Raw genomic sequence first — 26,787 nt, 5'->3', positions numbered from 1 at the left:
TGCGGCGACCGAGCTTACATGGGTGAGGGCGCTTTGCTTGCGAAGCACTGCTTCGCAAGCGCCCGAACGCACAGCCGCCAGCGGCTGGGCCGGGCCCCGGAGGGGGACTTGCAGCGTCCCCCTCAACCGGACCCACCCCGCCAACCCACGGAATGCGCGCGTTTGACGTTGACGTTGACGTTGATTCAAAGCAGGTGCAGGGCTGCAAGCCCTGCAAGACAACCCCCTACCGGGTCTGGCCTTCGCCGCGCACCACGAAACGTTCGACCGTCAGCGCTTCCAGCCCCATCGGTCCATACGCATGCAGCCGCGTGGTGGAAATGCCGATCTCGCTGCCGAGGCCCAGCTGGCCGCCATCGGAGAAGCGCGAGGAGGCGTTGACCATCACCACCGCCGAGCGCAGTGCGTTGACGAAGCGCTCGGCATTGGCCGTGTGCTCGGTAGCGATCACTTCGGTATGGTCGGAGGTGTAGGTGCGGATATGCGCGATGGCGGCATCGAGATCGTCGACCACGCGCACCGCCAGCACCAGATCGAGAAACTCGGCCGCGTAATCCTCATCGGTGGCCGCCGTGCTGCCCGGCAGCAGCGGCTGCGCGCGTTCGTCGGCGCGCAGCTGCACGCCACGTTCGCCCAGCGCCTGTGCGGCACGCGGCAGGAATGCATCGGCAACGTCGCGATGCACCAGCAGCGTTTCCAGCGAATTGCAGGCCGCCGGGCGGCTGCACTTGCCATCCACCAGCAGGCCGATGGCCTTGTCCAGGTCGGCGCTGGCATCCACGAACAAGTGGCAGACACCCTTGTAGTGTTTGATCACCGGCACGCGTGCATGCTCGGCGACGAAACGGATCAGCCCTTCGCCACCACGCGGAATGGCCAGGTCGATCAGCTTGTGCAGCTGCAGCAGCTCCAGCATGGCCTCGCGACGCAGGTCGGTCAGCACGGTCACCGCGGCCGGCGGCACGCCGTTGGCCTGCATCGCCGCGGCCAGTGCCTGGGCGATGGCGGTGTTGGAATGGATCGCCTCCGAGCCGCCGCGCAGGATCACGCCGTTGCCGGCCTTCAGGCACAGCGCCGCCGCTTCGGCGGTCACGTTCGGCCGCGCTTCGTAGATCATCGCGATCACGCCCAGCGGCACGCGTACTTTCTGTACGCGGATGCCGTTGGGGCGCACGTCGTCGCGGGTCACCTGCCCCACCGGGTCCGGCAGTGCGGCCACTTCGCGCACGGCCTCGGCCATCGCGAACAGGCGCGCCGGGTCCAATGCCAGGCGGTCGAGCATCGCACTGCCGACGCCCTTCTCGCGCGCCGCCGCCAGGTCACGGGCATTGCCGGCCAGGATCAGGCCGGCGTTCATTTCCAGCGCCTGGGCCATGGCCTGCAGCAGCCTGCCGCGTGCGGCGCTGTCCAGGCCAGCGACCACCTGGGCCGCGTCACGGCAGGCACGTGCCTGCGCTTCGATCTCACTCATGGGGGTGTCCTGCGGTCCGGTCATGGCAGCACGAGGTCGTCGCGATGGACGACGGTACCGCCGTAGTTGTAGCCGAGCACGGCCTGGATGTCGCGCGAATGGCGGCCGGCGATGCGGCGTACGTCATCGGCGGCATACTGGCTGACGCCGCGGGCGACGCAGAGGCGACCGTCCGGGGCCTGCCAGCACACCTGCACCATGTCGCCGCGGCGGAAATCGCCGTCGGCACCGGTGATGCCGCCAGGCAGCAGCGAGGCGCCCTTCTCGCGCATCGCCTGCGCGGCACCGGCATCGACCAGGATCGCGCCCTCGGCCAGTGGTGCGTGGCGCAGCCAATGCTTGCGTGCGGCCTCGCGGCTGCGCGCGGCATGGATGCGCGTGCCGAACAGACGGTCCTGTGCCAGCGCGCGCACCACGTCGCCGCTGCGGCCGTTGAACAGATAAGTTTCGATGCCGAGCCGGCCGGCCTTGGCCGCGGCTTCCAGCTTGGTGCGCATGCCGCCGGTGCCGGCCCGCGAACCGGCACCGCCGGCCATCGCCAGCACCGCGTCATCCAGTTCAGGCACATCGTGCAGCGGGCGCGCGTCGGCGACGGTGCGCGGGTCGGCGCTGTACAGGCCGTCGATGTCGGTGGCGATGAACAGGGCATCGGCATCGACCAGCGCGGCCACGGTGGCGGCGAGATTATCGTTGTCGCCCAGCTTGAGTTCGTCCACCGACACGGTGTCGTTCTCGTTGACCACCGGCAACGCGCCCAGGCGCAGCAGCTCGGTCAGCGTGGCGCGTGCATTGAGGTAGCGGCGGCGGTTGCGCAGGTCGTCGTGGGTCAACAGTACCTGGGCCACCGGACGTTCGAAGAAGCGCTGCCAGAGCCCGATCAGCTGTGCCTGGCCGAGCGCGGCCAGCGCTTGCCGCGCGGCCATCGCCGCACCCGGCTCATCGGCACGCGGCAGGATGGCGCGTCCGGCGGCGACCGCGCCGGACGAGACGATGACCACCTCGCGCCCGGCCAGCACATTGGCCGAGACGAACTGGGCCAGGCCCAGCGCATGGCGCGGCGACAGGCCACCGCCATCGGCGGCCAGCAGGCTGCTGCCGACCTTGAGCACGGCACGCCGCCACGGCGGCAGCGCTTGTTCGGGGAACGGCGAGGCGACGTGGGTGGCGTGCAGGGTCATCAGATGCGCCTCAGCGGGTGTTCCATTCGTGCACGGTCAGGTGCGAGGCCTGCATCGTCACCAGCGGATCGGTGGCGACGATGGCCTGTGCGTCGGCCAGGCTGCCCACGTTGCACAACACGTAGGCGCCGCCCGTGCCATCGCTGAAACCACCGGTCAGCTGCAGCTGGCCGCGCTCGCGCAGCGCATCGAGGAAATCCAGGTGCGGCTGCACGGCAGCGGCGTTGAAGTCGGGCCGGCGCATCGCCAGCACCAGGTAGACGGTGCCCGCCATCAGGACAGCGCCTGCCAGCGCGTGCGCAGCTCATCCAGGCGCAGGTCGGCGGCCGAACCGGGCGACACGCGCGCGGCCAGGCTGGCTTCCGGCGTGCGGCCCTGCCCTGCACTGTCGGCAGCGGCGGCAGCGGCCTTGTAGGCTTCGCGGAACGGCACGCCGGCCACCGCAGCTTCCACGGCCACGTCGGTGGCATACATGCCCGAATCGATCGCCGCGCGCAGCTTGTCGTCGCGCCATTCCAGGTTGGCCAGCAGCGCCGGCAGCAGTTCCAGCGCGGCCAGGCCGCGACCGAAGCCGTGGAAGATGGCGCCCTTCGAAGACTGCAGGTCGCGGTGGTACCCCGAGGGCAGCGACAGTAGCTGCTCGATCTCGGTACGCGCAGCGGCGACGCTGGCATGGGTGGCGCGCATCAGTTCGATGACGTCCGGGTTGCGCTTGTTCGGCATGATCGAACTGCCAGTGGTGTACTGCGCCGGCAGTGCGACGAAACCGAACTCGGCGCTGGTGAACAGCGACAGATCCCAGGCGATGCGGCGCAGGTCGAGAGTAGCGCCACCCAGCGCTTCCAGTGCGGCCAGCTCGAACTTGCCGCGCGACAGCTGCGCGTAGATCGGCGAGATCTGCATGCGCGCAAATCCCAGCGCAGCGGTGGTGTGTTCGCGGTCCAGCGGCAGGTTCACGCCGTAACCGGCGGCGGTGCCCAGCGGATTGGCGTCGACCAGCGCATGGGTATCACGCGCACGCACGGCGTTGTCGATGAAGGCCTCGGCCCAGCCGGCCCACCACATGCCCGCCGAGGACACCACGGCGCGCTGGATGTGGGTATAGCCAGGAAGCGGCACGTCCTTCTCGGCCTGCGCGCGGTCCAGCGCGACCTTGGCCACTTCGGCGCTGAGCTGGGCCACGCGCTGCAGCTTTTCCTTCAGCCACAGGCGGGTGGCGACCAGGATCTGGTCGTTGCGGCTGCGGCCGGTGTGGATCTTGCGGCCGGCATCGCCCAGGCGCTCGGTCAGGCGCGCTTCGATGGCCGAGTGGCCATCCTCGTACTGCGTATCAAGCACGAAACGGCCTGCGCGGAAGTCCTGCGCCAGCACTTCCAGTTCGCGCAGCAGGCCTTCCAGCTCGTCGGCGCTGAGGATGCCGATGTGCTGCAGGCCCTGCGCGTGCGCGGCGCTGGCGGCGATGTCGTGCAGGAAGAATTCGCGATCAAGGATCACGTCATCGCCGGCGAGGAAGGTCTGGATCTGGGCGTCGACGGCGACGCCGGGCTTCTGCCAAAGAAGGTCTGCCATGGGGGGCTCCGGGAATGCGGTAACTAAGCGATGTCAGTGCGGGATCGACGTCAGTTCGTCGATGCCCAGCGCGAGGTTGAGGTTCTGCATGGCCTGGGTGGCCGCGCCCTTGAGCAGGTTGTCCAGGGTCGCCACCACCACCACCCGCTTGTTGCCCGGGGCCAGGGTGAAGCCACCGACCTGGGCGCCGTGGCGGCCGGCGATGTGACTGACCCAAGGCGCTTCGTCCACGATCTCCACGAGTGCTTCCCCGGCGTAGGCCTGCTGGAAGCGCTCGACGATCTGCTCGCGGGTCTGCGCGCGGTTCAGCCACAGGTTGGCGGTGAGCGTGATGCCACGGAAATGCGGGGCCACGTGCGGCATGAACTCGACCGGCACGCCCAGCTGCGCGGACACTTCGCGCTCGTGCATGTGGTTGGTCAGCGAATACGGCATCAGGTTGTCGGCCAGCAGCTCGGGGTTGTTCTTGTCGGAGGGCGAGGTGCCGGCACCGGAGTAACCGGAGACGCCGAAGCACTGCGGCGGGCCCGCCAGCAGGTCCAGCAGCGGGTGGATCGCCAGCTGCATCGCAGTGGCGTAGCAGCCCGGGTTGCTGATGTGCTTCTGGCCCTGGTAGCGGCCGCGGGTCAGTTCCGGCAGGCCGTAGTACCACTGGCCGTCGAAGCGGTAATCAGCCGACAGGTCGACGATCACGGTCTCCGGCCTGGCAGCCTGGATGGCGGCCACGAACGGTGCGGCCAGGCCATTGGGCAGGGCCAGGATCACTGCATCCACACCCTTGGCAGCCACGGCATCGGCGTCCAGGTTTTCGTAGTGCAGCTCACCGGTGTATTCGGGGTGATGGTCGGCGAGAGGCTTGCCAGCCAGCTCGCGCGAGGACACGAAGGCGAGCTGCAGGCGCGGGTGGGCGGCGACCAGCTTGATCAGCTCGGCGCCGGTGTGGCCGCGGGCACCGACGATGCCCAGGGTGAAAGTCGAATCGTTCATGCGTGATGGTCCAGGCGGTGCTGCAGGTGGCGCTTCACGCCCTGCCATTCCGCGTCGATGATGGAAAAGATGACGGTGTCTCGCGGCGTGCCGTCGGCATGCCGGGTATGGTTGCGCAGCACGCCGTCCTGCTTGGCGCCCAGGCGGGCGATGGCGGCGCGCGAGGTGTGGTTGAACCAGCTGGTTTCCAGCACCACGCTGATGCAGCCCAGGGTATCGAAGGCGTGCTGCAGCAACAGCAGCTTGGCCTCGGTGTTGACCCCGGTGCGCTGCACGCGCGGAGCGTACCAGGTGTAGCCGAGGCTGAGCCGCGGCACGCCCGGCTCCAGCGCATAGAACCGCGTGCTGCCGACGATCACGCCGTCCGCATCACGGATCACGAACGGCAGCACCTTGCCTTCGGCCTGCACGTCCAGCGCGGCCTGCACGTAGTGCCCTGCCCGCTCCGGCGACGGCACCTGGGTGTACCAGAGCTGATCCAGGCCGCTGCCTTGCAGCGCCGCGGCCAGGCCGGGCACATGCTCACGCTGCAGCGGCTCCAGCATCACGTGCTGGCCGCGCAGGGTGGGTACGGTGGCCCAGGCATCGGCGTGGCTCATCGCGCTCAGTCCTTCAGGCTCGGCGGGCGCGCGGCGCAGTGGTCGACGTAGGTCTTGATGCGGTCGATGCCATCGGCGCCGAACCAGAACACCTTCCAGGTGTTCTGCTTGTAGCAGCCATCGGACTCGGCGTAGTAGAAGTGGTTGATCGGGTTGCCGTTGCGCGAGCGCCAGAACAGCTGCGGGGTTTCTTCCAGCATCACGTTCCAGACCGCACGGCCCAGGCCCTCGCCCTGTGCATCATCGAGCACGGCGAACTTGTCCAGGTAAACGCCTTCGGCTTCGTCGGTGAGGATGACCGCGGTGCGGTAGTTCTCGCTGACATAGGCACGCAGCAGCCTAGTCTTCTCGAAGTAATCCGGCACCAGGGTGCGGCCGAAGCTGGATTCGATCAGGCCCTTCAGGCGCGGCAGGTCCAGTTCGTCCCAGCCGGAGGCGCGCAGCACTCTCTCGCCCTTGCGCACCAGCGTGCCCGAGCCCTTGTGGGTGAACAGTTCCTTGGCCAGGTCGGCCGGGCGGGTGATCGACACCGACGATTCCAGCGGCAGGCGGTCCAGCAGATCCTTGATCTGCTCGATCTTCACCTTCATGCCGCCGTGGATCCACGGCTGCGCGATCAGGTGGTCGTATTCGGTGGACAGGTTGATCGAATCGATCACGCTGCCCGACTCGTCCAGCAGGCCGCCGGTGCCGGTGAGGAAGATGATCTTGTACGGCTGCAGTTCCTGCACCAGCTCGTTGGCGGCGAAATCGGCGTTGACGTTGAGGATCTGGCCGCCGGCGGTCTCGCCCAGGCTGGTGATGACCGGGATCGAGCCGGCGCGCAGGCTGGCCTCGATCGGGGCCAGGTTGACCCGCTTCACTTCACCGACCAGGCCGTAGGTGTCCACGTCCAGGTACTCGGCTTCGAACACGCCGCCAGTGATGGAGGTGGCGCGCGCACCGTTCTGCTGCAGGGCCTCGACCAGGCGCAGGTTGGACTGCTGGAACACGCGGCGCACGATCGCCAGCGCTTCCGGCGAGGTCACCCGCAGGCCGTTGACGGTCTGCTTCTCGATGCCGGCCGCCGACAGTTCGGCATCCAGCTGCGGGCCGGCGCCGTGCAGCACGATCGGGGTCAGGCCGACTTCCTGCAGGAACGACAGCGAGGAGGTCAGCGCTTCGAGATCGTCGCGCAGCACCGCGCCGCCGACCTTGACCACGGCGAAGCGCTTGGCGTCCAGCTGCGAGAAACGCTTGAGGTACTGGCTGATCTCCTTCGCGCTGGCCATGCTGGAAAGCAGGCGCACGATGGTCTGGCGGGTCTGGCGGTGGGGCTGGAGGGCAGGAGACATTTCGGTTTCGTCAGAAGGTAGGTATCAGGCGCCGGCGGCGATGATGCGATGCACGGCGTCGGTGTAGCGCTGCAGCTGGTCCAGCGTCACGAACTCATCGGCGGTGTGCGCCTGGGCGATGTCGCCCGGGCCGAACACCATCGTGGTGTAGCCACCGGCCGAGAACAGCGAGGCCTCGGTCCAGAAGTCCACCGCGTTGCCGATCGGCAGCTCCAGCGCATCGGCCACGTCGCGCGCCAGCAGGCGGCGGTTTTCGGCTTCGGCGATGTCACCGGCCGGCAGGCTGGGGCCACGGAAGGTTTCGGTGAACAGCGCGGCGTCCGGTTCGGCGAAGCCGGCGAAGGTGGCCAGCAGCGCATCGATATCCATCGACGGCAGCGGGCGGAAGCCGAAACGCACTTCAGCGGCCGGGGCGATCATGTTGGCCTTGATGCCGCCCTCGACGCGACCGATGTTGAAGCGCAGGCCGGTGAGGCCACCGAAGCGTGCCGAGGCCAGCGATTCGACATGGTCCAGCGCGCGGTTGCCCCAGCGCATGGCCTGGTGCAGCGCGCTGGCGGCCGCATCCTGCTTGCCCGAGGCATGGCCGGCGCGGCCGGCGAACTGCATCAGCACCGAGCTGATGCCACGGTGTGCCAGCACGGCCTCACTCATGGTCGGCTCGGCCACCAGCACCGCTTCGTACGGCAGGCCACGGGCCAGGAACGCGGCGATGCAGCGCGGGTCGTTGGCTTCCTCGTCGCTGGAGAACAGGAACGCGGCGTCGCCATCGCTGGCATTGGCCGCGGCCACCAGCGCAGCGGCCGCGCCCTTGATGTCACACACGCCGAGGCCGACCACGCGGTCTTGCAGGCGGCGCATCACGTGCGGGTCGGCACTCCAGTGCGGCGAGTCCGGCACGGTATCCAGGTGCACGTTGAACAGGTACTTCGGCGTACCGCGCACGGCATACAGGCTGACCGCACCGGCGCCGTGGTCGATCACCTCGACGTTGAAGCCGGGCAGGTTCGCGCGCAGGTAATCGAAGATGCCACCGGTGGTGATCGCACGCGGCGGGTTGCGGGTGTCGAAGGACACCAGGGCCTGCAGGTGATCGAGCGTCTGTTCAAGCATGAATCAACAATCCTGTGGAATTCCGCCGGGCATGGCCTGGCGCTACCGGAATGCGCCTGCTGGAGAGCCCCCTTGGTGTTCGAGGGGGCGCGCCAGCGGCGCAGGTGGGTCAACCGCGGTTGACCTGCGCGTAGACGGTCGAGCTCATGCCGAACAGCTTGATGAAGCCTTCGGCCTCTTCCACGCCCCAGTCGGCCGACTGCGCGTAGGTGGCACCCTTGGTGTTGAGCAGGTGCGGCGACTTCACGGCCACCGCATCGACGCGGCCGCCACGGGTTTCCAGCACCACTTCACCGTTGACCTTGGCCTGCGAGGACTTCAGGAAGGCCTCGATGTCGGTCTTCAGCGGGTCGTGGTAGAAGCCTTCGTACACCAGCTCCACCCACTTGCGTGCCACGTCCGGCTTGAAGCGGTTCTGCTGCTTGGTCAGCACGGCGTCTTCCAGCGCGCGGTGCGCGGCCAGCAGCGAGACCAGGCCCGGGGCCTCGAACACGATGCGGCCCTTCAGGCCGATCACGGTGTCACCGGTGTAGACGCCACGGCCGACGCCGTACGGGGCGAACAGCTTGTTGAGCTGGGCCAGGATCTGGTCGCCCGGCAGTGCCTTGCCGTCCAGTTCGACGGCTTCGCCTTCGACGAACTTCAGGGTCACGGTCAGCGCCTGTTCCGGCCACTCGCTGCGCGGTGCGCACCAGCCGCGGGCACCCTCGCCCGGGGCTTCCCAACGGTCGATCTCGCCGCCGGACATGGTCAGGCCCAGCAGGTTCTCGTTGATGGTGTAGGCCTGCTGCTTGGCGCGCACGCCGAAGCCGCGCTCCTCCAGGTACTTCTGCTCGTAGGCGCGGGTCTGGGTGTGTTCCTTCTGGATCTCGCGGATCGGCGCGATGATCTGGTAGTCACCCAGGGCCTTCACGGCCAGGTCGAAACGGACCTGGTCGTTGCCCATGCCGGTGCAGCCGTGGGCGATGATGTTGGTGCCCAGTTCGGCGGCACGCTTCAGCGCGGCATCAACGATCAGGTAGCGGTCGGAAACCAGCAGCGGGTACTGGCCCTGGTAGCCTTCGCCGGCCCAGACGAACGGCTTGACGAAACCTTCCCAGATGGCCGGGCCGCCGTTGACGGTCTGGTGGCTGGCCACGCCCAGCTCGGCGGCGCGCTTTTCGATGAAATCGCGCTCTTCATCATCCACGCCGCCGGTATCGGCGAACACGGTGTGCACGTTGTAGCCGCGCTCCTGCAGGTAGGGCACGCAGAAGCTGGTATCCAGGCCGCCGGAGAAGGCGAGAACGGCGTCTTTGTTGCTCATGGGAATCAGGTCCACTTGGGGGGATGGGAATTCGGTAGAGCCGACCGTTGGTCGGCTGCAATGTTGGATGCGCCGCGGCGGGAGCAGCCGACCAACGGTCGGCTCCACCCTTCTTTGAATCAGCGCCCGGCAACCGCCGCCATGATCGCCTTCTGCACGTGCAGTCGGTTCTCGGCTTCGTTGATGGCGATGCACTGCGGCGAATCCATCACGCCGTCGGTGGCCTTGACGTTGCGGCGCAGCGGCAGGCAGTGGCTGAACACGCCGTTGTTGGTCAGCGCCATCTTGCGTTCGTCGACGATGAAGTGCTTGAACTGGTCGCGGATCGGCTTTTCCGGTTCCCAGTTGCCGAAGAACGGCAGCGCGCCCCAGCTCTTGGCGTAGACGACGTCGGCGCCGGCGTAGGCGCTGTCGATGTCATGGCTGATCTTCAGCGAACCACCGCTCTCGGCCACGTTCTGCTCGGCCCAGCCCATGTAGCGGTCGTCGAGGATGTAGTCGGCGGTCGGGCACAGCAGGGTCACGTCCATGCCCATGCGGGTGGCGATGGTCAGCGCCGAGTTGGCCACGGCGGTGTTCAGCGGCTTGGGGTGGTAGGTCCAGGTCAGCACGTACTTCTTGCCACGCAGGTCCTGGGTACCGAAGTGCTCCTGCAGCGCCATCACGTGGGCCAGTTCCTGGCACGGGTGGGTGATGGTCTCCATGTTGATGACCGGCACCGGCGAATACCTGGCGAAGCTGTTGAGGACGATGTCCTGGCGGTCGTAGGCCCAGTCGATGAACTTGGGGAACGCACGCACGGCAATGATGTCGCAGTAACGCCCCAGCACCTTGGCCACTTCCGCGATGTGCTCTTCCGTGTCGCCGTCCATCACCGTGCCGAGGTTGAACTCGATCGGCCACGCATCCTTGCCCGGCTGCAGCACCACCGCGTGGGCGCCGAGCTGGAACGCGCCCAGTTCGAAGCTGGTGCGGGTGCGCATGGACGGGTTGAAGAACACCAGCGCGATCGACTTGCTCTTGAGCTGGTCGCCGAGCTTGTTGCGCTTGAACAGCGCGGCCTGGGTCAGCAGCGCGTCAAGATCGCTGCGGCTCCAGTCCTGGGTGTTCAGGAAGTGCTTGGGGGACATCATCTTTCCTTGCGTGGCGGCGCCGGTGGTTCGACGCGGTGGAAGGGAGAACAGGGAAACAGGGTGGGACGAAAAAGTTTCAGATGAAGCTTTCGGACCGCGGAAACGAAAAAACCCAGCCGGGAGGCTGGGTTTTCATCGGACGAACAGCAGAAAGCTCCGGTTACCCAGCGAGGATGTGGGGTTCCGGTCGACGGGCACGCGACGTCATGCCAGTGGCCTGGCGGGCGGCGCTGCTGTCGTGCTGGAAGTCGGTAAGCTTCATGGTCGATTATCTTTGCATGGGGGCGGGGTCGGCGCAAGACCCCACGCGGCCGGCAGAACAGGTCCGGCGCAGGTCAGGGGGTGCTGGCCGCAGCCTGCTCGGGGCCCACCCAGGGGGTGATCGAGACCCGGACCTTCAGCCGGTTGCCGGGATCTTCCGGTAGCCGCGAGCGGTACTTGGTGCCCTTGTAGACGTAGTCCACGTCATAGGCGATGGGCCGACGGAACTCACGCCCGACCGGCACGATCCTGCAGTCGCGGGTCAGCATGGGGCCGTTGTTGGCCGGGGCCGGGGTCGGATTCTCGGCGGCCACCTCCTGGGCGGCCTCCTCGTCGCTGCGCTTGAACATCGAGCGCACCGAGTCCCAGAAGCGGCCGATCCGGCCCTTGTCTTCCACCGGCTCCTCGCCGGTCACGTTGACCGGGGCCAGGGTGCGGGTCGAGATCGGCTCGCAGTGCTCCTCGGTCCGGGTCGCGCGCAGGGTCTGGAACACCGGCTCGACGTTCAGCACCTGGGCGTAGTCGAACTTCACGTTCTCCACGATCACCACGCGGTTGCGGGGTTCGGCCTCCTGGGCCTGGACCACGACCGGCGCCGCCGACAGGCAGGCCAGGGTCAGCAACGCGGTGGATTTCATTGGCGATGGAAGAAAGGGCACGGCGATAGTGTAGGCAGTGACGACCGGCAGGGGCTGAACATTACCCGTCCGCGCAGTTCCTGCCCACCCCTCGGCGGCCCCCTGCCCGGCCCGGCGGCGATCGGCCATCCCCCATTGGGGCCCGACACGTTCTAAAATCACAGGCTTGTCCCCCAGCCACAGCCCCATGACCCTGCGCCTGCACAACAACCTGACTCGCCAGCTCGAACCGTTCACCCCGATCGACCCGGCCTGTCCGACCCTGTATGTGTGCGGCCCGACGGTCTACAACTACGTGCACATCGGCAACGCCCGTGGCCCGGTGGTGTTCGGGGTGCTGGCCGACCTGCTGCGGCGCCGTTTCGGTGGCCTGCGCTACGCGCGCAACATCACCGACGTGGACGACAAGATCAACAACGCCGCGCGTGAGCAGGTCGTGCCGATCAGCACCATCACCGACAAGTTCGCCGCCGCCTACCGCGAAGACATGGCCGCGCTGGGCGTGGTGCCGCCGGACATCGAGCCGGAGGTGACCGCGCACATGCCGCAGATCATCACCATGATCGAGCAGCTCATCGCCAACGGGCATGCCTACGCCGCCGAGGGCCACGTGCTGTTCGCGGTGGCCAGCTTCGATGGCTACGGCAAGCTGTCGCGCCGCGATCCGGAGGAAATGCTGGCCGGCGCCCGCGTCGAGGTGGCCCCGTACAAGCGCGATGCCGGCGATTTCGTGCTGTGGAAGCCGTCCAGCGACGACCTGCCCGGCTGGGAATCGCCGTGGGGCCGGGGCCGCCCGGGTTGGCACATCGAATGCTCGGCGATGGCCGCTGCGCACCTGGGCGAGACCATCGACATTCATGCCGGTGGCGTGGACCTGCAGTTCCCGCACCACGAGAATGAGATCGCGCAGAGCGAGTGCGCCCACGGCGGCAGGATCTTCGCCCGCTTCTGGATGCACAACGGCATGCTCAACTTCGGCGGTGCCAAGATGAGCAAGTCGCTGGGCAACATCGAGCGCGTGCACGACCTGGTGCGCCAGCACCCGCCCGAGGCACTGCGCCTGGCCCTGCTGTCGGCCCACTACCGGCAGCCGCTGGACTGGTCCGACGCGCTCATCGAACAGTCCGCGCGCACCCTGGACCGCCTGTACGGCACCCTGCGCGACCTGGCAGACGTCACCGCCACGGCGGCGATTCCGGCGGCCGTCGAGGCGACGCTGGACGACGACCTGAACACCCCGCAGGCGCTGGCCGAAGTGGCCCGCATCGCCGGTGAGGCGCGCCGTGCCACCGACCCGGCCGAACGCGCGCGCTTGAAGGGCGAACTGCTCGGCGCCGGCCTGGCGCTGGGCCTGCTGCAGGCCGACCCGGCGCAGTGGTTCGGCACCGCGGCCAGCGAAGGCGACGACGATGCACGCATCCAGGCGCTGATCGACGAGCGTGCCGCCGCCAAGCAGGCCCGCGATTTCGCCCGCTCCGACGCCATCCGTGACCAGCTGGCCGCCGAGGGCATCGTGCTGGAAGACACCCCGCAGGGCGTGCGCTGGGTGCGCAAGCGCGCCTGACCCGCCCTGCCCCGTGGCCGCCGCGTCCGGCCACGCCCCACTGTAGAGACCGTTGTGACCGACTCCCCGTTCCCGCTTGAACCCACCGCCGCCGAAGCCCAGGCCGCCATCGCCGAGGAATTCGCCTTCTTCGGCGACTGGTCCGAGCGCTATCAGTACCTGATCGACCTCGGCCGCAAGCTGCCGGCCTTCGCCGATGCATGGAAGACCGAAGAACACCGACTGCTCGGCTGCCAGTCGATGGTCTGGATCGTGCCCGAGGGCAACGCGCAGTCGCTGCGCTTCCACGCCATCAGTGATTCGGCCATCGTCTCCGGCCTGATCTTCCTGGCCCTGCGCGTGTATTCCGGGCGCTCGGCACAGGAGATCCTGGACACCGAACCGAGCTACATCCAGGACATCGGCCTGGCCCGCCACCTGTCGCCCACCCGCAGCAACGGCGTGGCGGCGATGCTGGCCTTCATCCGCGAGACCGCGCAGGCCCAGCTGCAGCGCGAACAGCCGTGACCGCCGCCGCCACCGGAGACGAAGGCGCGCTGGCCCTTCTGGGCCGGCCGGGCTTTGCCAAGCTGCTGGCCTACCGCATCTTCGCGATGCTGTCCTACCAGGTGGTGGCCGTCACCGTCGGCTGGCACATCTACGAAGTCACCCGCAATCCGTTCTCGCTGGGCCTGGTCGGCCTGGCCGAGGTGCTGCCGTTCTTCTGCGTGGCGCCGTTTGCCGGCTACCTGGTCGACCACCTGCCGCGCCGCCGGCTGGGCATGGTCGCCTGCGCGGGCCTGGTCGCCACTGCGGTGGTACTGACCGGCGTGGCCACCGGCTGGCTGCCGTTCCAGGGCGTGTGGCCGATCTATGCCGCCATCGCGCTGACCGGCATGGTCCGTGCGTTCCTGTCGCCCATCTATAACGCCCTGTTTGCCCGCGTGCTCGAACGCAGCCAGTTCGCCCGCGGCGCCGGCCTGGGCAGCGTGGTGTTCCAGTCAGGCATGGTGGTCGGCCCGGCGCTGGGCGGCATCCTGGTCGGCTGGGGCGGCAAGGGCCTGTCCTATGGCGTGGCCACCGCCTTCGCCGTGGTGGCGATGGGCTGCCTGGCCATGCTGAAGGTGAGCGAGCCGGTGCACGACGGCCCGGCCGCACCGATCTTCAAGAGCATCGCCGAGGGCGCCCGCTTCGTGGTCGGCAACCGCATCATGGTCGGCGCGATGGCGCTGGACATGTTCTCGGTCCTGCTGGGTGGCGTGGTGGCGATGCTGCCGGCCTTCCTGCAGGAGATCCTGCACTACGGCCCCGAGGGCCTGGGCATCCTGCGCGCGGCACCGGCACTGGGCTCGATCGCGGTCGGCCTGTGGCTGGCCCGCCACCCGCTGCAGAAGAACGCCGGCCGCGTGCTGCTGTTCGCCGTGGCCGGTTTCGGCCTGTGCGTGGTCAGCTTCGGCCTGTCCCAGCACTTCTGGCTGTCGGCGCTGATCCTGCTGTTCTACGGGGCCTTCGACGGCGTCTCGGTGGTGGTGCGTTCGACCATCCTGCAGCTGGCCACGCCGGAGGAGATGCGCGGGCGGGTATCGTCCATCAACGGCATCTTCATCAGCTCGTCCAACGAGCTGGGCGCGTTCTATGCGGGCACGATGGCGAAACTGCTGGGCCTGGTGCCGGCGGTGGTGCTGGGCGGGTTCGCGGTGCTGAGCGTGGCCGGGATCACCGCGTGGAAGAACCCGACGCTGCGGAAGTTGAACCTGCGCGACCTGCAGTAGAGTCGAGCTTGCTCGACTGCTTTTCTTGAACGGCCAGCCGAGCATGGGCTCGGCTCTACAAACCGCTAGTCGAGCACGGCTCGAGCAACAAAAAACCCGGCCGAGGCCGGGTTTTTCGCATGACCAGACAACGCTCTGGAATCAGTCGCCCTGCTGCTTCTGCAGGTGCTCCCAACGCTCCTGGGCGTCGATGGTGCGCTCGGCGGTCAGGCGCGCTTCGAGGCGCTCCAGGCCGATTTCCTCACCGGTGTCGACGCAGTAACCGTAGTCGCCGGCTTCCAGGCGCTTCAGGGTGCTGTCGATCTTGCCGATCAGCTTGCGATAACGGTCGCGGGTGCGCAGTTCCAGCGAGTTCTCGGTCTCGCGGGTCGCACGCTCGGCTTCGTCGCCGATGTCACGCACTTCCTCACGCAGGTTCTCGATGGTCTGCTTGGATTCCTCCACCAGATCAGCGCGCCAGTTCTGCAGGCGCTGGCGGAAGTATTCCTGCTGCAGCGGGCTCATGTACTCCTCTTCCGAGCCGGGCTTGTAGCCGGTCGGCAGGATCGGGCGGCCGGTGGCCTCGTCGGTCTTGTATTCGACGACCTTGTATTTGCTGCGCGGGGCCGGCGCCGCCGAACGGGCGGTCACAGCCACGGCGACCTTGCCCACGGGGCGCGACACGGTCTTCGGAGCGGGATCAGGTTTCACGGCGGTTTTCACGGCGGTCTTGGCAGGCGATTTCGAAACGGGCACGGGATTCTTGGATTGCGGGGCGGTCGATGCTGCAGGGGTGGCGGCCGGGGCCGGCTTGGGGGCCGGTTTGGCTGCTGCCACTGCCGCGGTCTTGGCCGGGACAGACTTGGCCGGAGCTGCCTTGGCGGCGGGCTTCGGTGCGGTTTTCACTACCGGGGCCGGGGTCGGCTTGGCAGCCGGCTTGGCGACATTCTTGGTGGCTTTCTTTACAGCGGCAGGCGTGGCGGGTTTGGCCGGTGCCGCTTTCTTTGCCGCCGGCTTGGCGACCGGCTTGGCCGCAGCCTTCCTGGCCACCGGCTTCGGCGCGGGCTTGGCGACGGCCTTCTTGGGTGCCGGCTTGGCAACGGCCTTTTTGACCGGTGCCGCCTTGCTGGCAGCCTTCTTCACCACCGGCACCTTCTTGCTGGCTGCCGCGGGCTTGGCCTTGGCCGGCGCAGCGGCCTTCTTCGCCGCTGGCTTGCTGGCCTTGGCCGGCGTTTTCGTTGCGGTGGCCTTCCTGGCCGCCGGTTGCGAGGATGCTGCCTTGGCGGCCGTCTTGCTGGCCGGCTTCTTGGCAACAGGCTTGGCCGCCAACTTCTTCACAACAGGCTTGGCGGTTTTCTTGGCGGCCTCGACGGCCTTCTTTGCAGTTTTTTTAGCAGCCACGAAACGCTCTTCCTTGGATTCCCCGGGGCCCGGGAAAGCGGGCCTTTATAGCCTACCCGACCCGCAGCAGCAACCTTGGGGGCCTGCTCCATTCAGTCCTGGAGCCAGCGGCCCAAAGTGTCGGTCCGACGAACATGGACCGCCCTGCGCGGTACGGAACCTGGCCGACACCCTAGGGTGCCGGTACCGGTCGCAGGCCATGGGCGACATGCGACCAACGGCCCATCCTGCACAAATGCGGCCTTCATGCCAACTGGCATAAGATGACTGGGTGATCTCGCGCCTGCTCATTGCCCTGCTGCGCTCCTACAAGCGCTTCATCAGCCCCCTTCTGGGGCCGCGCTGCCGTTTCGTGCCGAGCTGTTCTGAATACGCCATGGACGCCATCTCGATGCACGGTCCGCTGCGTGGCAGCTGGCTGGCCGCGCGCCGCCTCGGCCGCTGCCACCCGTTCCATCCCGGCGGCTTCGACCCGGTGCCCGAATCCCCCAACGCCCCCTCTTGCCGTTGCACAGGAAAACACTGACATGTCCTCCACCCTCATCACCAATGCCCGCATGGTCAACGAAGGCCGCACCTTCGATGGCGACCTGCGCATCGAGAATGGCCGCATCGCGCAGATAGGCAGTGGCCTGGCCCCGCGCGACGGCGAGCAGGTGGTGGACGCGGCTGGACGCTGGCTGCTGCCCGGCATGATCGATGACCAGGTGCACTTCCGCGAACCGGGCCTGACCCACAAGGGCGACATCGCCAGCGAATCGGCGGCCGCAGTGGCCGGTGGCCTGACCAGCTTCATGGACATGCCCAACACCAACCCGCCGACCCTGGATTCGACCATCCTGGAAGCCAAGTACGAGCTGGCACACGGCCGCGCCTGGGCGAACTACGGCTTCTACCACGGCGCCAGCAACGACAACCTGGAAGCGATCCGCGCACTGGACCCGAAGAAGGCGCCGGGCGTGAAGGTGTTCATGGGCGCCTCCACCGGCAACATGCTGGTGGACAACCCGGAGACGCTGGACGCGATCTTCCGCGAATGCCCGACCCCGATCATCACGCACTGCGAAGACACGCCGATGATCGACGCCAACCTCAAGGCCTTCCAGGAAAAGTACGGCGACGCGCTGACTCCGGACATGCACCCGGACATCCGCTCGCGCGAGGCCTGCATCACGTCCACCCGCCTGGCGATGTCGCTGGCGCGCAAGCACGGCACCCGCCTGCACGTACTGCACATTTCCACCGCCGACGAACTGGCCCTGTTCGAGAAGGGCCCGCTGATCCGCGCCGACGGCAGCCGCAAGCAGATCACCGCTGAAACCTGCGTGCACTTCCTGCACTTCGCCCGCCCGGATTACGCGACCAAGGGCAACCTGATCAAGTGCAACCCGGCCATCAAGGAAGTCGCCGACCGCGAAGCGATCACCGCTGCGCTGGCCGATGACGTGCTGGACGTGCTGGCCACCGACCACGCCCCGCACACCTGGGAAGAGAAGCAGAAGCCGTACGCGCAGGCGCCGTCTGGCCTGCCGCTGGTGCAGTACGCGCTGGTGGCGGCACTGGAGCGCGTACACGAAGGCAAGCTGACCCGCGAGCAGGTGGTGCAGAAGTTCGCCCACGCCCCCGCGCAGCTGTTCGACGTGGAAGAGCGCGGCTTCCTGCGCGAAGGCTACTTCGCCGACCTGGTGCTGGTGGAAGACGTGCCGTTCACCGTCAAGCGCGAGGACGTGCTGTCCAAGTGCGGCTGGTCGCCGTTCGAAGGCACCACCTTCCGTTCGCGCGTGGCTTCCACCTGGGTGAACGGCCAGCGGGTGTGGGACGGCAGCAACCTGGTGGGCGAACCCGCCGGCCAGCGCATGACCTACGACCGCTGATGCGTCCGGCACTGATGATCGGGGCGCTGCTGCTGGCCGCGCCCCTGTTCACCGCACCGGCAGCACAGGCGCAGGATGGCATCGACAGCCTGATCGACAGCCGAGTAGTGTTCCCGGCCAGCGCGTCGCAGGGCGCCCTGGTGATCGGCAAGGTACCCGCCGGCAGCCGCGTGCAGTACGCCGGCCGCCAGCTGCGGGTGAGCAGCTACGGCAGCGTGGTGTTCGGCATCGGCCGTGATGAAAAGGGTCCGCTGCAGGTACAGGTGCAGCGCCCGGATGGGGGAAGAGAGACCGCCACCATCAACGTGACCCCGCGCGACTGGCCGACCGAGCGCGTCAACGGCGTGCCGCCGAAGACGGTCAACCCGCCGCCGGCGATTGCCGAACGGATCAAGCGCGAACAGGCGCAGGTGACCGCCGCGCGCGCCCGCGATGACGACCGCACTGACTTTACCCAGACCTTCATCTGGCCGGTGCAGGGCCGCATCAGCGGCCGCTTCGGTAATGCGCGCGTGTACAACGGCCAGCCCGGCGCCGGACACTCCGGCATGGACATCGCCGTGCCCACCGGCACGCCGGTGAAGGCTCCGGCCGCCGGCGTGGTGACGTTCGCCGGCCAGGACCTGTACCTGACCGGCGGCACCCTGCTGATCGACCACGGCTACGGCGTCAGCTCGAACTTCCTGCACCTGTCGCGCATCGACGTGAAGGTCGGCGACCGGGTGACCCAGGGCCAGGTGATCGCCGCCGTCGGCGCAACCGGCCGTGCCACCGGCCCGCACCTGCACTGGGGCATGAACTGGTTCGACACCCGCATTGACCCGTTGCTGGTGCTGGAACGCAAGTAACGCACGCGCATCGTCGCCGGGCATGGCCCGGCGCTACCTGATCACCGCGCCCGGTAGCGCCGGGCCATGCCCGGCGAGCGCAGCGGCATCAACCGCGTGCGGCCCACCACACGCGCAGCAGGGTGCGCATCGGGGTCGCTTCGATCGGCTTGCCTGCGGCCTGCGCGGCCACGCGGGCGCGGGCCAGGCTGGACCAGACGCGGCGCGCGCGCGGGCCCGGCACGCGGGTCGCCCAGCCCTTCAGCAGGTGCTGTGCCCAACGCTGCGTGGCGTTGCTGGCGTCCTCGTCCAGCAGGCTGCGCGGCACACCGGCCACGCCGGCATCCTGCAGGCGCTGGGCCAGGGTCTGCAGCTGCACGGCACGGCCAGCGCCGTTGCGCGGGGTGTCGTTGAACAGCACCACTTCCACCGCCGCTACGGCGTCGGCGTAGTTGGCCAGCGCGCGCTCGGCACTGGCCGCATCGAGTGCAACCGTGCGCGCCTCGACCAGGTCCGGCAGGGTTTCGGCCAGCTGCGCCCACGGTGCACGCACCGGCTCCAGCAGGCGGCCCAGCGGATGGCGCGAGCGCTGCCCGGCCCAGCTGCGCAGCTCCTCGCCCCACCACGCCAGCTTGGCGTCGGCCGGCATCGGGTCGCCGCTGGTGTTGAGCATGTCGTCGAATTCCTGCAGCAGCGCGAACCACGCCACCGCAAGCTCGCGTTGCGATTCGGCCACGAACGGGGCGGCCACCGACCATTCCGGCCAACGGCTGCGCCACTTGTCGAGGAAACTGTTCAGCGCGGTACTGCTCACTACGTCATTCCTTACGGCTGGGCCGGGGCTGCCGGCCGGGTCGGCCAGAGACTGGCCAGTTGCAGAAGTTCGGCGTTTTCCACCAGCACGTCGGCCTGCCAGGCCAGCGGATCGTCGCTGTGCAGGCGGTAGCCCCACAGCGCCGCCACCGACGGCATGGCCGCCGCGCGTGCGGCGATGATGTCGCGCTCGTCATCGCCCACGTACACGCAGTCGTCGGCGGCAACGCCAATGGCCTGCGCGGCATGCAGCAGCGGCAGTGGGTGCGGCTTGCGCTCGGCCAGGCTGTCACCGCCCACCAGCACCGCGCAGCGCTGCTGCCAGCCCTGCTGCGGCAGGATCAGGCGCGCAAGGTATTCCGGCTTGTTGGTGACGATGCCCCACACGCTGCCTGCGGCATCCAGCGCGGCAAGCATGCCGGCCACGCCGTCGAACAGCACCGCGTGTTGGCCGATCAGCGCTTCATAGCGCTGCAGGAACTCGGGAATCAGCGCATCGCGCTCGGCCGCGTCCAGATCCGGGAAGGCGGCGGTCAACATCGCACGCGAGCCCTTGGACACCACCGGGCGCAGCAGCGCCGGATCGATCGGCGCACGGCCGCGCGCGGCCAGCATCGCATCACAGGTGGCGACGAAATCCGGCGCACTGTCCAGCAGGGTGCCATCCAGGTCGAACAGCACCGCCTGCGGGAAGCCGGCCGTGGTCATGCAGGCTTGACCGCGTACGCCAGGTAGTTGATGTCGGTGCGGCTGCTCAGGCGGGCGTGGTTGCGCCACGGCTCGTAGGCCATGCCGCTCACGTCCACCAGCTGCACGTCGGCCTCGCGCAGCCAGCGCGCCAGCTCGGCCGGCTTGATGAATTCCTGGTAGTGGTGGGTGCCCTTGGGCAGCAGCCGCGCCACGTACTCGGCGCCGACGATCGCCACCGCGAACGCGGCCGCGGTGCGGTTGATGGTCGACAGGAACAGGTGGCCACCGGGCTTCAGCAGGCGCTTGCAGGCCTCGATGATCGCGCTCGGATCGGGCACATGCTCGAGCATTTCCATGCAGGTGACCACGTCGAAGCTGCCCGGCTGTTCGGCGGCCAGGTCCTCGGCCGCCTGCACCCGGTAGTCGACCTTGGCGCCGCTTTCCAGCGCATGCAGGCGAGCGACCTTGACCAGCTCAGGGGCAAGGTCAATCGCGGTAACGTCGGCACCGGCCTGGGCCAGCGCTTCGCTCAGCAGGCCGCCGCCGCAGCCGATGTCGAGCACGCGCGCACCGCGCAGCGTCACCCGGTCGGCCACGTACTGCAGGCGCACCGGGTTCAGGGCGTGCAGCGGCTTCTGCGGGCCATCGGCGTCCCACCAGCGGTTGGCCAGCGCGGCGAACTTGTCCAGCTCGGCCTGATCGAAATTGGAGGAAGCGTGGGGGGCAGTCATGGGGAAGTCCTTGCAGCGCCGGGGTTCAGGCGCGGATATGACGGATGCGCTCGCGCCACTGGCGCGCGTTGGCGATGATGCCCGGCAGGTCCATGCCGACCAGCTCGCGCTGCACCAGCTTCGGCTTGCCGGCGATCCAGACGTCGCTGACCTGCTGGCGGCCGGTGGCATACACCAGCTGCGACAGCACGTTGTGCAGCGGCTGGGTTTCCAGCGCGGACAGGTCGACGCAGACCAGGTCGGCCTGCTTGCCGACCTCGATCGAACCGATGCGCTCGCCTAAGCCGAGCGCGCGGGCGCCGCCCAGGGTCGAGGCACGCAGCGTGGTGGCCGCGTCCAGCGCGGTCGCATCGTCGGCCACGGCCTTGGCCAGGATCGCCGCGGTGCGGTTCTCGCTGAACATGTCCAGGTCGTTGTTGCTGGCGCAGCCATCGGTACCGATGGCCAGGTTGACGCCGGCGCGCTGCAGGGCGCAGGCCGGGCAGAAACCGGAAGCCAGCTTCAGGTTCGATTCCGGGCAGTGCACCACGCTGACGCCACGCTCGGCGCACAGGTGGATTTCCGCGTCGGTCAGCTGGGTCATGTGCACCGCGATCAGGCGGTCGTTGACCAGGCCTAGGCGATCCAGCCGCGCCAGCGGGCGCTGGCCGTGCAGCTTGATCGAATCGTTGATTTCCTGCGCGGTCTCGTGGGTGTGCAGGTGCACCTGCATGTCGAGCTGGTCGGACAGCATCCGCACGCGCTCGAAATTGGCATCGTTGACCGTGTACGGCGCATGCGGCGCGAACGCGGTGCCGATCAGCGGATCGGTGCGCCACTGGTCATGCAGTTCACCGGCCTTGGCGAAGTACTCGTCGTCGGTCTTGGCCCAGGCGGTGGGGAAATCGATGATGACCGCGCCGACCAGCGCGCGGAAGCCGTGCTTCTTGTAGACCGCGGCCTGCACGTCGCCGAAGAAGTAATTCTCGTTGGCGCAGGTCGTACCGCCGCGCAGCATCTCGGCGATGGCCAGGGTGGTGCCGTCGGCCACGAATTCCGGGCCGATCACCGCCGCTTCCACCGGCCAGATATGCTGCTGCAGCCAGGTCATCAGCGGCAGGTCGTCGGCAACGCCGCGCAGCAGGGTCATCGGGTTGTGCGTGTGCGCGTTGACCAGGCCGGGCATCAGCGCCGCGTCGGGGCGGCTGACCACCTGGGTCGCGCGGAAGCGCGCGCGGGCCTCGGCACGCGGCAGGATGGCGACGATTTCGCTGCCACGCACGGCGACGGCATGGTCTTCCAGCACCACCGCATGCGGCTCGATCGGAACGACATGACCGGCTTCGATGAGCAGGTCGCAGGCTTCGGGGAGGTGCGGGCTATCGCTCATGCGGGCTCACTTGGCTGTGGGGGCGGCGCCTGGCTGAAGGCGGTAGCGCCGGGCCATGCCCGGCGGCTGTCCGTTGCGGCGCCATCGGCGCCGGCAACGGGTTCCGGGTGGTGCCCGGAAAGCCGAGCTTGGGCTCGGCTCTACAGGTAATCCGGCTGCGCCGGATTACTTCACGCGTGCGGAATATTCACCCGAACGGGTATCAACCTTGACGATTTCATCCTGGTTGACGAACAGCGGCACGCGGACCACGGCGCCGGTTTCCAGGGTGGCCGGCTTGCCGCCGCCGCCCGAGGTGTCGCCACGGACACCCGGATCGGTCTCGGTGATCTTCAGTTCGACGAAGTTCGGCGGCTGCACGAAGATCGGCGAACCGTTGAACAGGGTCACGATGCAGGACTCTTCGCCCTTCAGCCACTTCTCGGCGCCGCCCATGCCGGCCTTGTCGGCCTGCACCTGCTCGAAGGTTTCCGGGTCCATGAAGTGCCAGTACTCGCCGTCGCTGTACATGTAGTTCATGTTGGTGTCGACAACGTCGGCCACTTCCACGTCATCGGTGGCCTTCATGGTCATTTCCACGGTGCGGCCCGACTTGATGAAGCGGTAGCGCACGCGGGTGAAAGCCTGGCCCTTGCCCGGCTTGATGAACTCGGTCTCGGAGATGACGGCCGGTTCATTGTTGACCAGGATCTTCATCCCGTTCTTGACATCGTTCATGCCCGCAGTGGCCATGCTCAAGCTCCTCAAATGGCGAAACCGCCGCGCGTGCGGCGAGCCGGTAGAATGGAAAACCCACCGGGACCCCGGTGGGCAACTGTTTATGCCCCCATGATAACCGCAGGCCCCCTCTCCATGCAGCTTTCCGCCTTCCCCCGGCCCCAGTCGCCAGGCGCGCCCGCGCGCTGGCAGCAGCTCTGGCGCCAGGCACTGCGTGACCCGCACGCCCTGTTGGCACGGCTGCAGCTGGATCCGGCGGCACTGGGGGTCTCGGAGGCGGCCATGGCCCAGTTCGCCCTGCGCGTACCGGAAGGCTTCGTGGCCCGCATGCGCCCTGGCGATGCAGCCGACCCGCTGCTGCGCCAGGTGCTGCCGATCGACGAGGAGATGCGCCCGGCGCCCGGGTTCAGCTTTGACGCCGTCGGCGATGGTGCCGCCAGGAAGGCCACCGGGGTCATCCAGAAGTACCGCGGCCGGGCCCTGCTGGTGGCCACCGGCAGCTGCGCGATCAACTGCCGCTACTGCTTCCGCCGCCACTTCGACTATGGCGCGGAAAACGCCGCCAAGGGTGGCTGGCAGGAGGCCGTGGCGGCCATTGCGGCCGACCCGGACATCGACGAGGTGATCCTGTCCGGCGGCGATCCGCTGTCGCTGGCCACGCACAAGCTGGTCGAGCTGACCGACGCCCTGCGCCAGATTCCGCACATCCGCCGCCTGCGCATCCACACCCGCCTGCCGATCGTGCTGCCCGAGCGCGTGGACGAGGAACTGCTGGCCTGGCTGGGCAGCCTGCCGTGGCCGCTGGCCATCGTGGTGCACGCCAACCATGCCAATGAGTTCGATGCCAGCGTGGATGCCGCGATGGCACGCCTGCGCGGCCTCGGCGCACAGCTGCTGAACCAGGCCGTGCTGCTGCGCGGGGTCAACGACAGCGTGCAGGCGCTGCAGGACCTGAGCGAGCGCAGCTTCGCCGCTGGCGTGCTGCCCTACTACCTGCACCAGGTGGACAAGGTCGAGGGCGTGGCCCACTTCGAAGTGGACGACACCCGTGCCAAGGCCCTGATCGCCGGGCTGACCGCCCGGCTGTCCGGTTACCTGATTCCCAAGCTGGTGCGCGAACTGCCCGGCGACCCCAGCAAGCGCCCGGTGTAACGGTAGATCCACGCCATGCGTGGATGGGTTTTCAGAGCCCCGAGTCGATCATCCGCACCACTTCGGTGGCGGTGACCGGGTGGCTCAGCCAGTAACCCTGGCCCAGGTCGCAGCCGCGCTGGGCCAGCAGTTCGTACTGCGCTTCCTGCTCGATGCCCTCGGCCACCACGGTGATGCCCAGCGCATGGGCCATGGCGATAATCGCCGTGGTCAAGGCCAGGTCGTCCGGGTCGCGCTGCATGTCGGCCACGAAGCTCTTGTCGATCTTGACGCCGTCCACCGGCACCTGGCGCAGGTGGCTCAGGCCGGAGAAGCCGGTGCCGAAGTCGTCCAGCCAGACCTTCACACCGGTGCGATGCAGCTTGTCCAGCAGCTGCGCGGCCAGCATCTCGTCACCGATCACCGCGGTTTCGGTCAGTTCCAAGTGCAGGCGCGAGGACGGCAGCCCGGATTCGTGCAGGCACTGCGCCACCAGCGCCGGCAGTTCGCCGCCACGCAGCTGGCGCGGTGACACGTTCACCGACACGAACAGCTCGTCCCCGGCCGCACCACGCGGCCACTGCGAGGCTTCCATGCAGGCCGCACGCAGCACCTTCGGGCCGATCACCTCGATCAGGCCGCTCTGCTCGGCCACTTCGATGAACACCGACGGCGGAATCGTGCCCAGGGTCGGGTGCTGCCAGCGCAGCAGCACTTCCACCCCCACCAGGCGGCGGTCGCGCATGCGGAAGATCGGCTGGTAGGCCAGGCCCAGCTCGCCTCGCTCCCAGGCGCCGCGCAGCTCCTGCTCCATGTGCACGCGGCGCTCGACCGCGTGGTCCATCGCCCGGCTGTAGTAGCGGTAGCAGTTCTTGCCGGCCATCTTCGCCTGGTACATGGCGATGTCGCCGTTCTTCAGCAGCGTGGTGGCGTCGGCCGCGTCGTCCGGGTACAGGGTCACGCCGATCGAGGTGCCCAGGAACAGCTCCCTGCCCTGCACCACCAGCGGCTTGCCCAGCTCACGCACCAGCACTTCAGCCAGCAGGCGTGCGTTGGCGGCCACATCGCCGTCGCCGACGAGAATGACGAATTCATCGCCACCGAACCGCGCCAGCACCGCATCGTCGCCGCCGGCCTCCGCCACGGCATGGCCGATGCGCTGGGCGAACTGCAGCAGGGCCTCGTCGCCGGCCTCGTGGCCCATCGTGTCGTTGACCCGCTTGAAGTCATCGATATCGGCAAACAGCAGGCCCAGGCGCTGCTTGGACGCACGCGCCGCCATCAGCCGATGGTCCAGCGCCTCGCGGAAGGCCAAGCGATTGGTCAGTCCGGTCAGCGCATCGGTGTAGGCCATGTGACGCACTTCGCGGTCGTGGCGGGCGATCGCATCACGCATGCGCGCAAAGCCACGCACCAGCTCGCCGACCTCGTCATCGCGGGTGTTTTCCCGCAGCGGCGCCTGGTAGTCACCGGCTTCGATGCGGCGCGCGGCGGCGGCCAGGTCACGGATCGGCGTCACCAGGGTGCGCTGCACATAGAGGATGACCGTCACCCCGATCACCACCAGCAGGCCCAGCATCAGCAGCAGCCAGCCCAGGTGGCGGCTGCCGACCTGCTGCAGGCGCTCGCCGAGGGTGGCACTGGCGGCCAGCTCGCGCTCCCTGACCTCGTCCAGCGCCATGCCCACGCGGACACCGCCGATACGCTGCTTGCCGACCACGATCGGCATGGTGTTGTCGAGCACGCTGGCTGACTGCTGCACCAGCAGGCCCTGCGCAGCGGTCGCCGCCGTGGCCAACGGGTCGGTCATCGGCTTGCCGAAGCCGGGCACGCCGACCGAGCCGTCATGCACCAGCCGGCCCTTGCTGTCGAACACCAGCACATAGCGCACCACCTGCTGCCGCGAGGTCGAGCGCACCAGCACGCCCACCTGGCCCAGGTCGTTGTAATAGAGCGGGTTGGCCAGCGAATCGGACAGCTCGCGCGCCAACGCCTCGCCGCGGCTGCGCACGCTGCGGTCGAACAGTTCATGGATGACGCCACCGCTGAGGCTCTTCACCTCGCTCTGCATCGTCGCCTGGCGGCCGAGCATCACCGCCAGGATCGCCACCACCACCAGCATCGCCCCGCCCATCGCGAGCAGGAAACGGGCCTGCATTCCCGAGCCGAGCCACTTCATGCCGCTTCCATCCGTACGGGTCCCGACTGCACTGCCCACTCCCATCCACTGCACCACGCACGCGCGGCTGCCGGACGCTGCAGCAGCGCCCGGCCCTTCGTTGCTTCTGTGACCTTGTCGATCCGATACCACGCCCGCAGCGCGCCCGCCACGGCCGTGGCCGCGCGGACAG

The 26,787-nt window shown here is 68.2% G+C and carries 25 protein-coding genes; 7 read left to right on the top strand and 18 right to left on the bottom strand.

Going from position 1 to position 26,787, the window contains the following annotated elements; genetic code table 11:
- Positions 1-226 precede the first annotated feature (226 nt).
- The 11 genes from FJU31_RS17015 to FJU31_RS16965 form a co-directional block, all read right to left on the bottom strand.
- Positions 227-1,495: a glutamate-5-semialdehyde dehydrogenase gene (locus FJU31_RS17015; protein WP_150455792.1), complete on the bottom strand. Its 1,269-nt coding sequence runs from the start codon at positions 1,493-1,495 to the stop codon at positions 227-229.
- Complete coding sequence (gene proB, locus FJU31_RS17010) at positions 1,492-2,649, bottom strand: glutamate 5-kinase (RefSeq protein WP_150455791.1); 1,158 nt, start codon at positions 2,647-2,649, stop codon at positions 1,492-1,494. Before proB ends, FJU31_RS17015 begins: the two co-directional genes overlap by 4 nt.
- A gap of 10 nt (positions 2,650-2,659) precedes the next feature.
- Positions 2,660-2,923: a YciI family protein gene (locus FJU31_RS17005; RefSeq protein WP_150455790.1), complete on the bottom strand. Its 264-nt coding sequence runs from the start codon at positions 2,921-2,923 to the stop codon at positions 2,660-2,662.
- Positions 2,923-4,218 (bottom strand): argininosuccinate lyase, encoded by a 1,296-nt coding sequence (argH, locus tag FJU31_RS17000; RefSeq protein WP_150455789.1) that lies wholly within the window; start codon positions 4,216-4,218, stop codon positions 2,923-2,925. The genes FJU31_RS17005 and argH overlap by 1 nt, the downstream gene beginning before the upstream one ends.
- A gap of 33 nt (positions 4,219-4,251) precedes the next feature.
- Entirely contained in the window at positions 4,252-5,205 is a 954-nt protein-coding gene (gene argC, locus FJU31_RS16995; protein WP_150455788.1) for an N-acetyl-gamma-glutamyl-phosphate reductase, read from the bottom strand.
- Positions 5,202-5,804, bottom strand: coding sequence for a GNAT family N-acetyltransferase (locus FJU31_RS16990; protein WP_150455787.1), 603 nt, complete (start codon positions 5,802-5,804; stop codon positions 5,202-5,204). Before FJU31_RS16990 ends, argC begins: the two co-directional genes overlap by 4 nt.
- Before the next feature lie 5 nt (positions 5,805-5,809).
- Entirely contained in the window at positions 5,810-7,138 is a 1,329-nt protein-coding gene (locus tag FJU31_RS16985) for an acetylglutamate kinase (RefSeq protein ID WP_150455786.1), read from the bottom strand.
- A 24-nt stretch (positions 7,139-7,162) separates the two neighbouring features.
- Positions 7,163-8,251, bottom strand: coding sequence for an acetylornithine deacetylase (locus FJU31_RS16980; RefSeq protein ID WP_150455785.1), 1,089 nt, complete (start codon positions 8,249-8,251; stop codon positions 7,163-7,165).
- A gap of 109 nt (positions 8,252-8,360) precedes the next feature.
- Entirely contained in the window at positions 8,361-9,557 is a 1,197-nt protein-coding gene (locus FJU31_RS16975; RefSeq protein WP_150455784.1) for an argininosuccinate synthase, read from the bottom strand.
- Positions 9,558-9,676: 119 nt separating this feature from the next.
- A complete protein-coding gene (locus FJU31_RS16970) occupies positions 9,677-10,687 on the bottom strand; it encodes an N-acetylornithine carbamoyltransferase (protein ID WP_150455783.1) in 1,011 nt (336 codons plus the stop codon).
- A 338-nt stretch (positions 10,688-11,025) separates the two neighbouring features.
- A complete protein-coding gene (locus FJU31_RS16965; protein ID WP_150455782.1) occupies positions 11,026-11,589 on the bottom strand; it encodes a glycine zipper 2TM domain-containing protein in 564 nt (187 codons plus the stop codon).
- Between the two features lie 187 nt (positions 11,590-11,776).
- Between FJU31_RS16965 and cysS the strand changes: the two genes are divergently transcribed.
- The 3 genes from cysS to FJU31_RS16950 are packed head-to-tail and all read left to right on the top strand — an operon-like array spanning position 11,777 to position 14,904.
- Positions 11,777-13,153 carry a cysteine--tRNA ligase gene (gene cysS, locus FJU31_RS16960; RefSeq protein WP_150455781.1) on the top strand — a complete coding sequence of 459 codons (1,377 nt, stop codon included), beginning with the start codon at positions 11,777-11,779 and terminating at the stop codon, positions 13,151-13,153.
- A 54-nt stretch (positions 13,154-13,207) separates the two neighbouring features.
- Positions 13,208-13,660 carry a SufE family protein gene (locus tag FJU31_RS16955; protein WP_079222523.1) on the top strand — a complete coding sequence of 151 codons (453 nt, stop codon included), beginning with the start codon at positions 13,208-13,210 and terminating at the stop codon, positions 13,658-13,660.
- Positions 13,657-14,904: an MFS transporter gene (locus tag FJU31_RS16950; RefSeq protein ID WP_150455780.1), complete on the top strand. Its 1,248-nt coding sequence runs from the start codon at positions 13,657-13,659 to the stop codon at positions 14,902-14,904. Before FJU31_RS16955 ends, FJU31_RS16950 begins: the two co-directional genes overlap by 4 nt.
- Positions 14,905-15,045: 141 nt before the next feature.
- Here FJU31_RS16950 and dksA read toward each other — a convergent pair whose 3' ends face one another.
- Positions 15,046-16,284 (bottom strand): RNA polymerase-binding protein DksA, encoded by a 1,239-nt coding sequence (dksA, locus tag FJU31_RS16945; RefSeq protein WP_150455779.1) that lies wholly within the window; start codon positions 16,282-16,284, stop codon positions 15,046-15,048.
- Positions 16,285-16,555: 271 nt separating this feature from the next.
- Here dksA and yidD point away from each other — a divergent pair, with 271 nt between their 5' ends.
- The 3 genes from yidD to FJU31_RS16930 are packed head-to-tail and all read left to right on the top strand — an operon-like array spanning position 16,556 to position 19,006.
- Positions 16,556-16,810 (top strand): membrane protein insertion efficiency factor YidD, encoded by a 255-nt coding sequence (yidD, locus tag FJU31_RS16940; protein ID WP_150455778.1) that lies wholly within the window; start codon positions 16,556-16,558, stop codon positions 16,808-16,810.
- Between the two features lies 1 nt (position 16,811).
- Entirely contained in the window at positions 16,812-18,158 is a 1,347-nt protein-coding gene (locus FJU31_RS16935; protein ID WP_150455777.1) for a dihydroorotase, read from the top strand.
- Positions 18,158-19,006 (top strand): M23 family metallopeptidase, encoded by an 849-nt coding sequence (locus FJU31_RS16930; RefSeq protein ID WP_188115523.1) that lies wholly within the window; start codon positions 18,158-18,160, stop codon positions 19,004-19,006. Before FJU31_RS16935 ends, FJU31_RS16930 begins: the two co-directional genes overlap by 1 nt.
- Positions 19,007-19,094: 88 nt before the next feature.
- On the opposite strand, the gene FJU31_RS16925 is transcribed toward FJU31_RS16930, so the two are convergent.
- From FJU31_RS16925 to efp, 5 genes are all read right to left on the bottom strand, one after another.
- Positions 19,095-19,799, bottom strand: a complete 705-nt coding sequence (locus FJU31_RS16925; protein WP_150455775.1) for an isoprenoid biosynthesis enzyme family protein — start codon at positions 19,797-19,799, stop codon at positions 19,095-19,097.
- A gap of 11 nt (positions 19,800-19,810) precedes the next feature.
- Positions 19,811-20,506, bottom strand: coding sequence for a phosphoglycolate phosphatase (locus tag FJU31_RS16920; RefSeq protein WP_150455774.1), 696 nt, complete (start codon positions 20,504-20,506; stop codon positions 19,811-19,813).
- Positions 20,503-21,219, bottom strand: coding sequence for a bifunctional 2-polyprenyl-6-hydroxyphenol methylase/3-demethylubiquinol 3-O-methyltransferase UbiG (gene ubiG / locus FJU31_RS16915; protein ID WP_150455773.1), 717 nt, complete (start codon positions 21,217-21,219; stop codon positions 20,503-20,505). Before ubiG ends, FJU31_RS16920 begins: the two co-directional genes overlap by 4 nt.
- Before the next feature lie 25 nt (positions 21,220-21,244).
- Positions 21,245-22,588 (bottom strand): TRZ/ATZ family hydrolase, encoded by a 1,344-nt coding sequence (locus FJU31_RS16910; RefSeq protein WP_150455772.1) that lies wholly within the window; start codon positions 22,586-22,588, stop codon positions 21,245-21,247.
- 165 nt (positions 22,589-22,753) lie between these two features.
- Positions 22,754-23,320 carry an elongation factor P gene (gene efp / locus FJU31_RS16905; RefSeq protein WP_107230998.1) on the bottom strand — a complete coding sequence of 189 codons (567 nt, stop codon included), beginning with the start codon at positions 23,318-23,320 and terminating at the stop codon, positions 22,754-22,756.
- A gap of 120 nt (positions 23,321-23,440) precedes the next feature.
- Here efp and epmB point away from each other — a divergent pair, with 120 nt between their 5' ends.
- Positions 23,441-24,457: an EF-P beta-lysylation protein EpmB gene (gene epmB / locus FJU31_RS16900; protein WP_188115522.1), complete on the top strand. Its 1,017-nt coding sequence runs from the start codon at positions 23,441-23,443 to the stop codon at positions 24,455-24,457.
- Positions 24,458-24,488: 31 nt separating this feature from the next.
- On the opposite strand, the gene FJU31_RS16895 is transcribed toward epmB, so the two are convergent.
- A complete protein-coding gene (locus FJU31_RS16895) occupies positions 24,489-26,615 on the bottom strand; it encodes a putative bifunctional diguanylate cyclase/phosphodiesterase (protein WP_150455770.1) in 2,127 nt (708 codons plus the stop codon).
- Positions 26,616-26,787: the final 172 nt, after the last annotated feature.

The sequence above is a fragment of the Stenotrophomonas cyclobalanopsidis genome (assembly GCF_008710035.1).
GTDB classification, from domain to species: domain Bacteria; phylum Pseudomonadota; class Gammaproteobacteria; order Xanthomonadales; family Xanthomonadaceae; genus Stenotrophomonas; species Stenotrophomonas cyclobalanopsidis.
Note: the sequence above shows the minus strand (reverse complement) of the source record. Positions and strands in the feature narration are given on the sequence as shown.

What these genes read in the sequence shown, in the direction of transcription:
- FJU31_RS17015 (WP_150455792.1), bottom strand. Translation starts at nt 1,495, where the DNA reads ATGACCGGACCGCAGGACACCCCCATGAGTGAGATCGAAGCGCAGGCA.
- proB (WP_150455791.1), bottom strand. Translation starts at nt 2,649, where the DNA reads ATGACCCTGCACGCCACCCACGTCGCCTCGCCGTTCCCCGAACAAGCG.
- FJU31_RS17005 (WP_150455790.1), bottom strand. Translation starts at nt 2,923, where the DNA reads ATGGCGGGCACCGTCTACCTGGTGCTGGCGATGCGCCGGCCCGACTTC.
- argH (WP_150455789.1), bottom strand. Translation starts at nt 4,218, where the DNA reads ATGGCAGACCTTCTTTGGCAGAAGCCCGGCGTCGCCGTCGACGCCCAG.
- argC (WP_150455788.1), bottom strand. Translation starts at nt 5,205, where the DNA reads ATGAACGATTCGACTTTCACCCTGGGCATCGTCGGTGCCCGCGGCCAC.
- FJU31_RS16990 (WP_150455787.1), bottom strand. Translation starts at nt 5,804, where the DNA reads ATGAGCCACGCCGATGCCTGGGCCACCGTACCCACCCTGCGCGGCCAG.
- FJU31_RS16985 (WP_150455786.1), bottom strand. Translation starts at nt 7,138, where the DNA reads ATGTCTCCTGCCCTCCAGCCCCACCGCCAGACCCGCCAGACCATCGTG.
- FJU31_RS16980 (WP_150455785.1), bottom strand. Translation starts at nt 8,251, where the DNA reads ATGCTTGAACAGACGCTCGATCACCTGCAGGCCCTGGTGTCCTTCGAC.
- FJU31_RS16975 (WP_150455784.1), bottom strand. Translation starts at nt 9,557, where the DNA reads ATGAGCAACAAAGACGCCGTTCTCGCCTTCTCCGGCGGCCTGGATACC.
- FJU31_RS16970 (WP_150455783.1), bottom strand. Translation starts at nt 10,687, where the DNA reads ATGTCCCCCAAGCACTTCCTGAACACCCAGGACTGGAGCCGCAGCGAT.
- FJU31_RS16965 (WP_150455782.1), bottom strand. Translation starts at nt 11,589, where the DNA reads ATGAAATCCACCGCGTTGCTGACCCTGGCCTGCCTGTCGGCGGCGCCG.
- cysS (WP_150455781.1), top strand. Translation starts at nt 11,777, where the DNA reads ATGACCCTGCGCCTGCACAACAACCTGACTCGCCAGCTCGAACCGTTC.
- FJU31_RS16935 (WP_150455777.1), top strand. Translation starts at nt 16,812, where the DNA reads ATGTCCTCCACCCTCATCACCAATGCCCGCATGGTCAACGAAGGCCGC.
- FJU31_RS16930 (WP_188115523.1), top strand. Translation starts at nt 18,158, where the DNA reads ATGCGTCCGGCACTGATGATCGGGGCGCTGCTGCTGGCCGCGCCCCTG.
- FJU31_RS16920 (WP_150455774.1), bottom strand. Translation starts at nt 20,506, where the DNA reads ATGACCACGGCCGGCTTCCCGCAGGCGGTGCTGTTCGACCTGGATGGC.
- ubiG (WP_150455773.1), bottom strand. Translation starts at nt 21,219, where the DNA reads ATGACTGCCCCCCACGCTTCCTCCAATTTCGATCAGGCCGAGCTGGAC.
- FJU31_RS16910 (WP_150455772.1), bottom strand. Translation starts at nt 22,588, where the DNA reads ATGAGCGATAGCCCGCACCTCCCCGAAGCCTGCGACCTGCTCATCGAA.
- efp (WP_107230998.1), bottom strand. Translation starts at nt 23,320, where the DNA reads ATGGCCACTGCGGGCATGAACGATGTCAAGAACGGGATGAAGATCCTG.
- epmB (WP_188115522.1), top strand. Translation starts at nt 23,441, where the DNA reads ATGCAGCTTTCCGCCTTCCCCCGGCCCCAGTCGCCAGGCGCGCCCGCG.
- FJU31_RS16895 (WP_150455770.1), bottom strand. Translation starts at nt 26,615, where the DNA reads ATGAAGTGGCTCGGCTCGGGAATGCAGGCCCGTTTCCTGCTCGCGATG.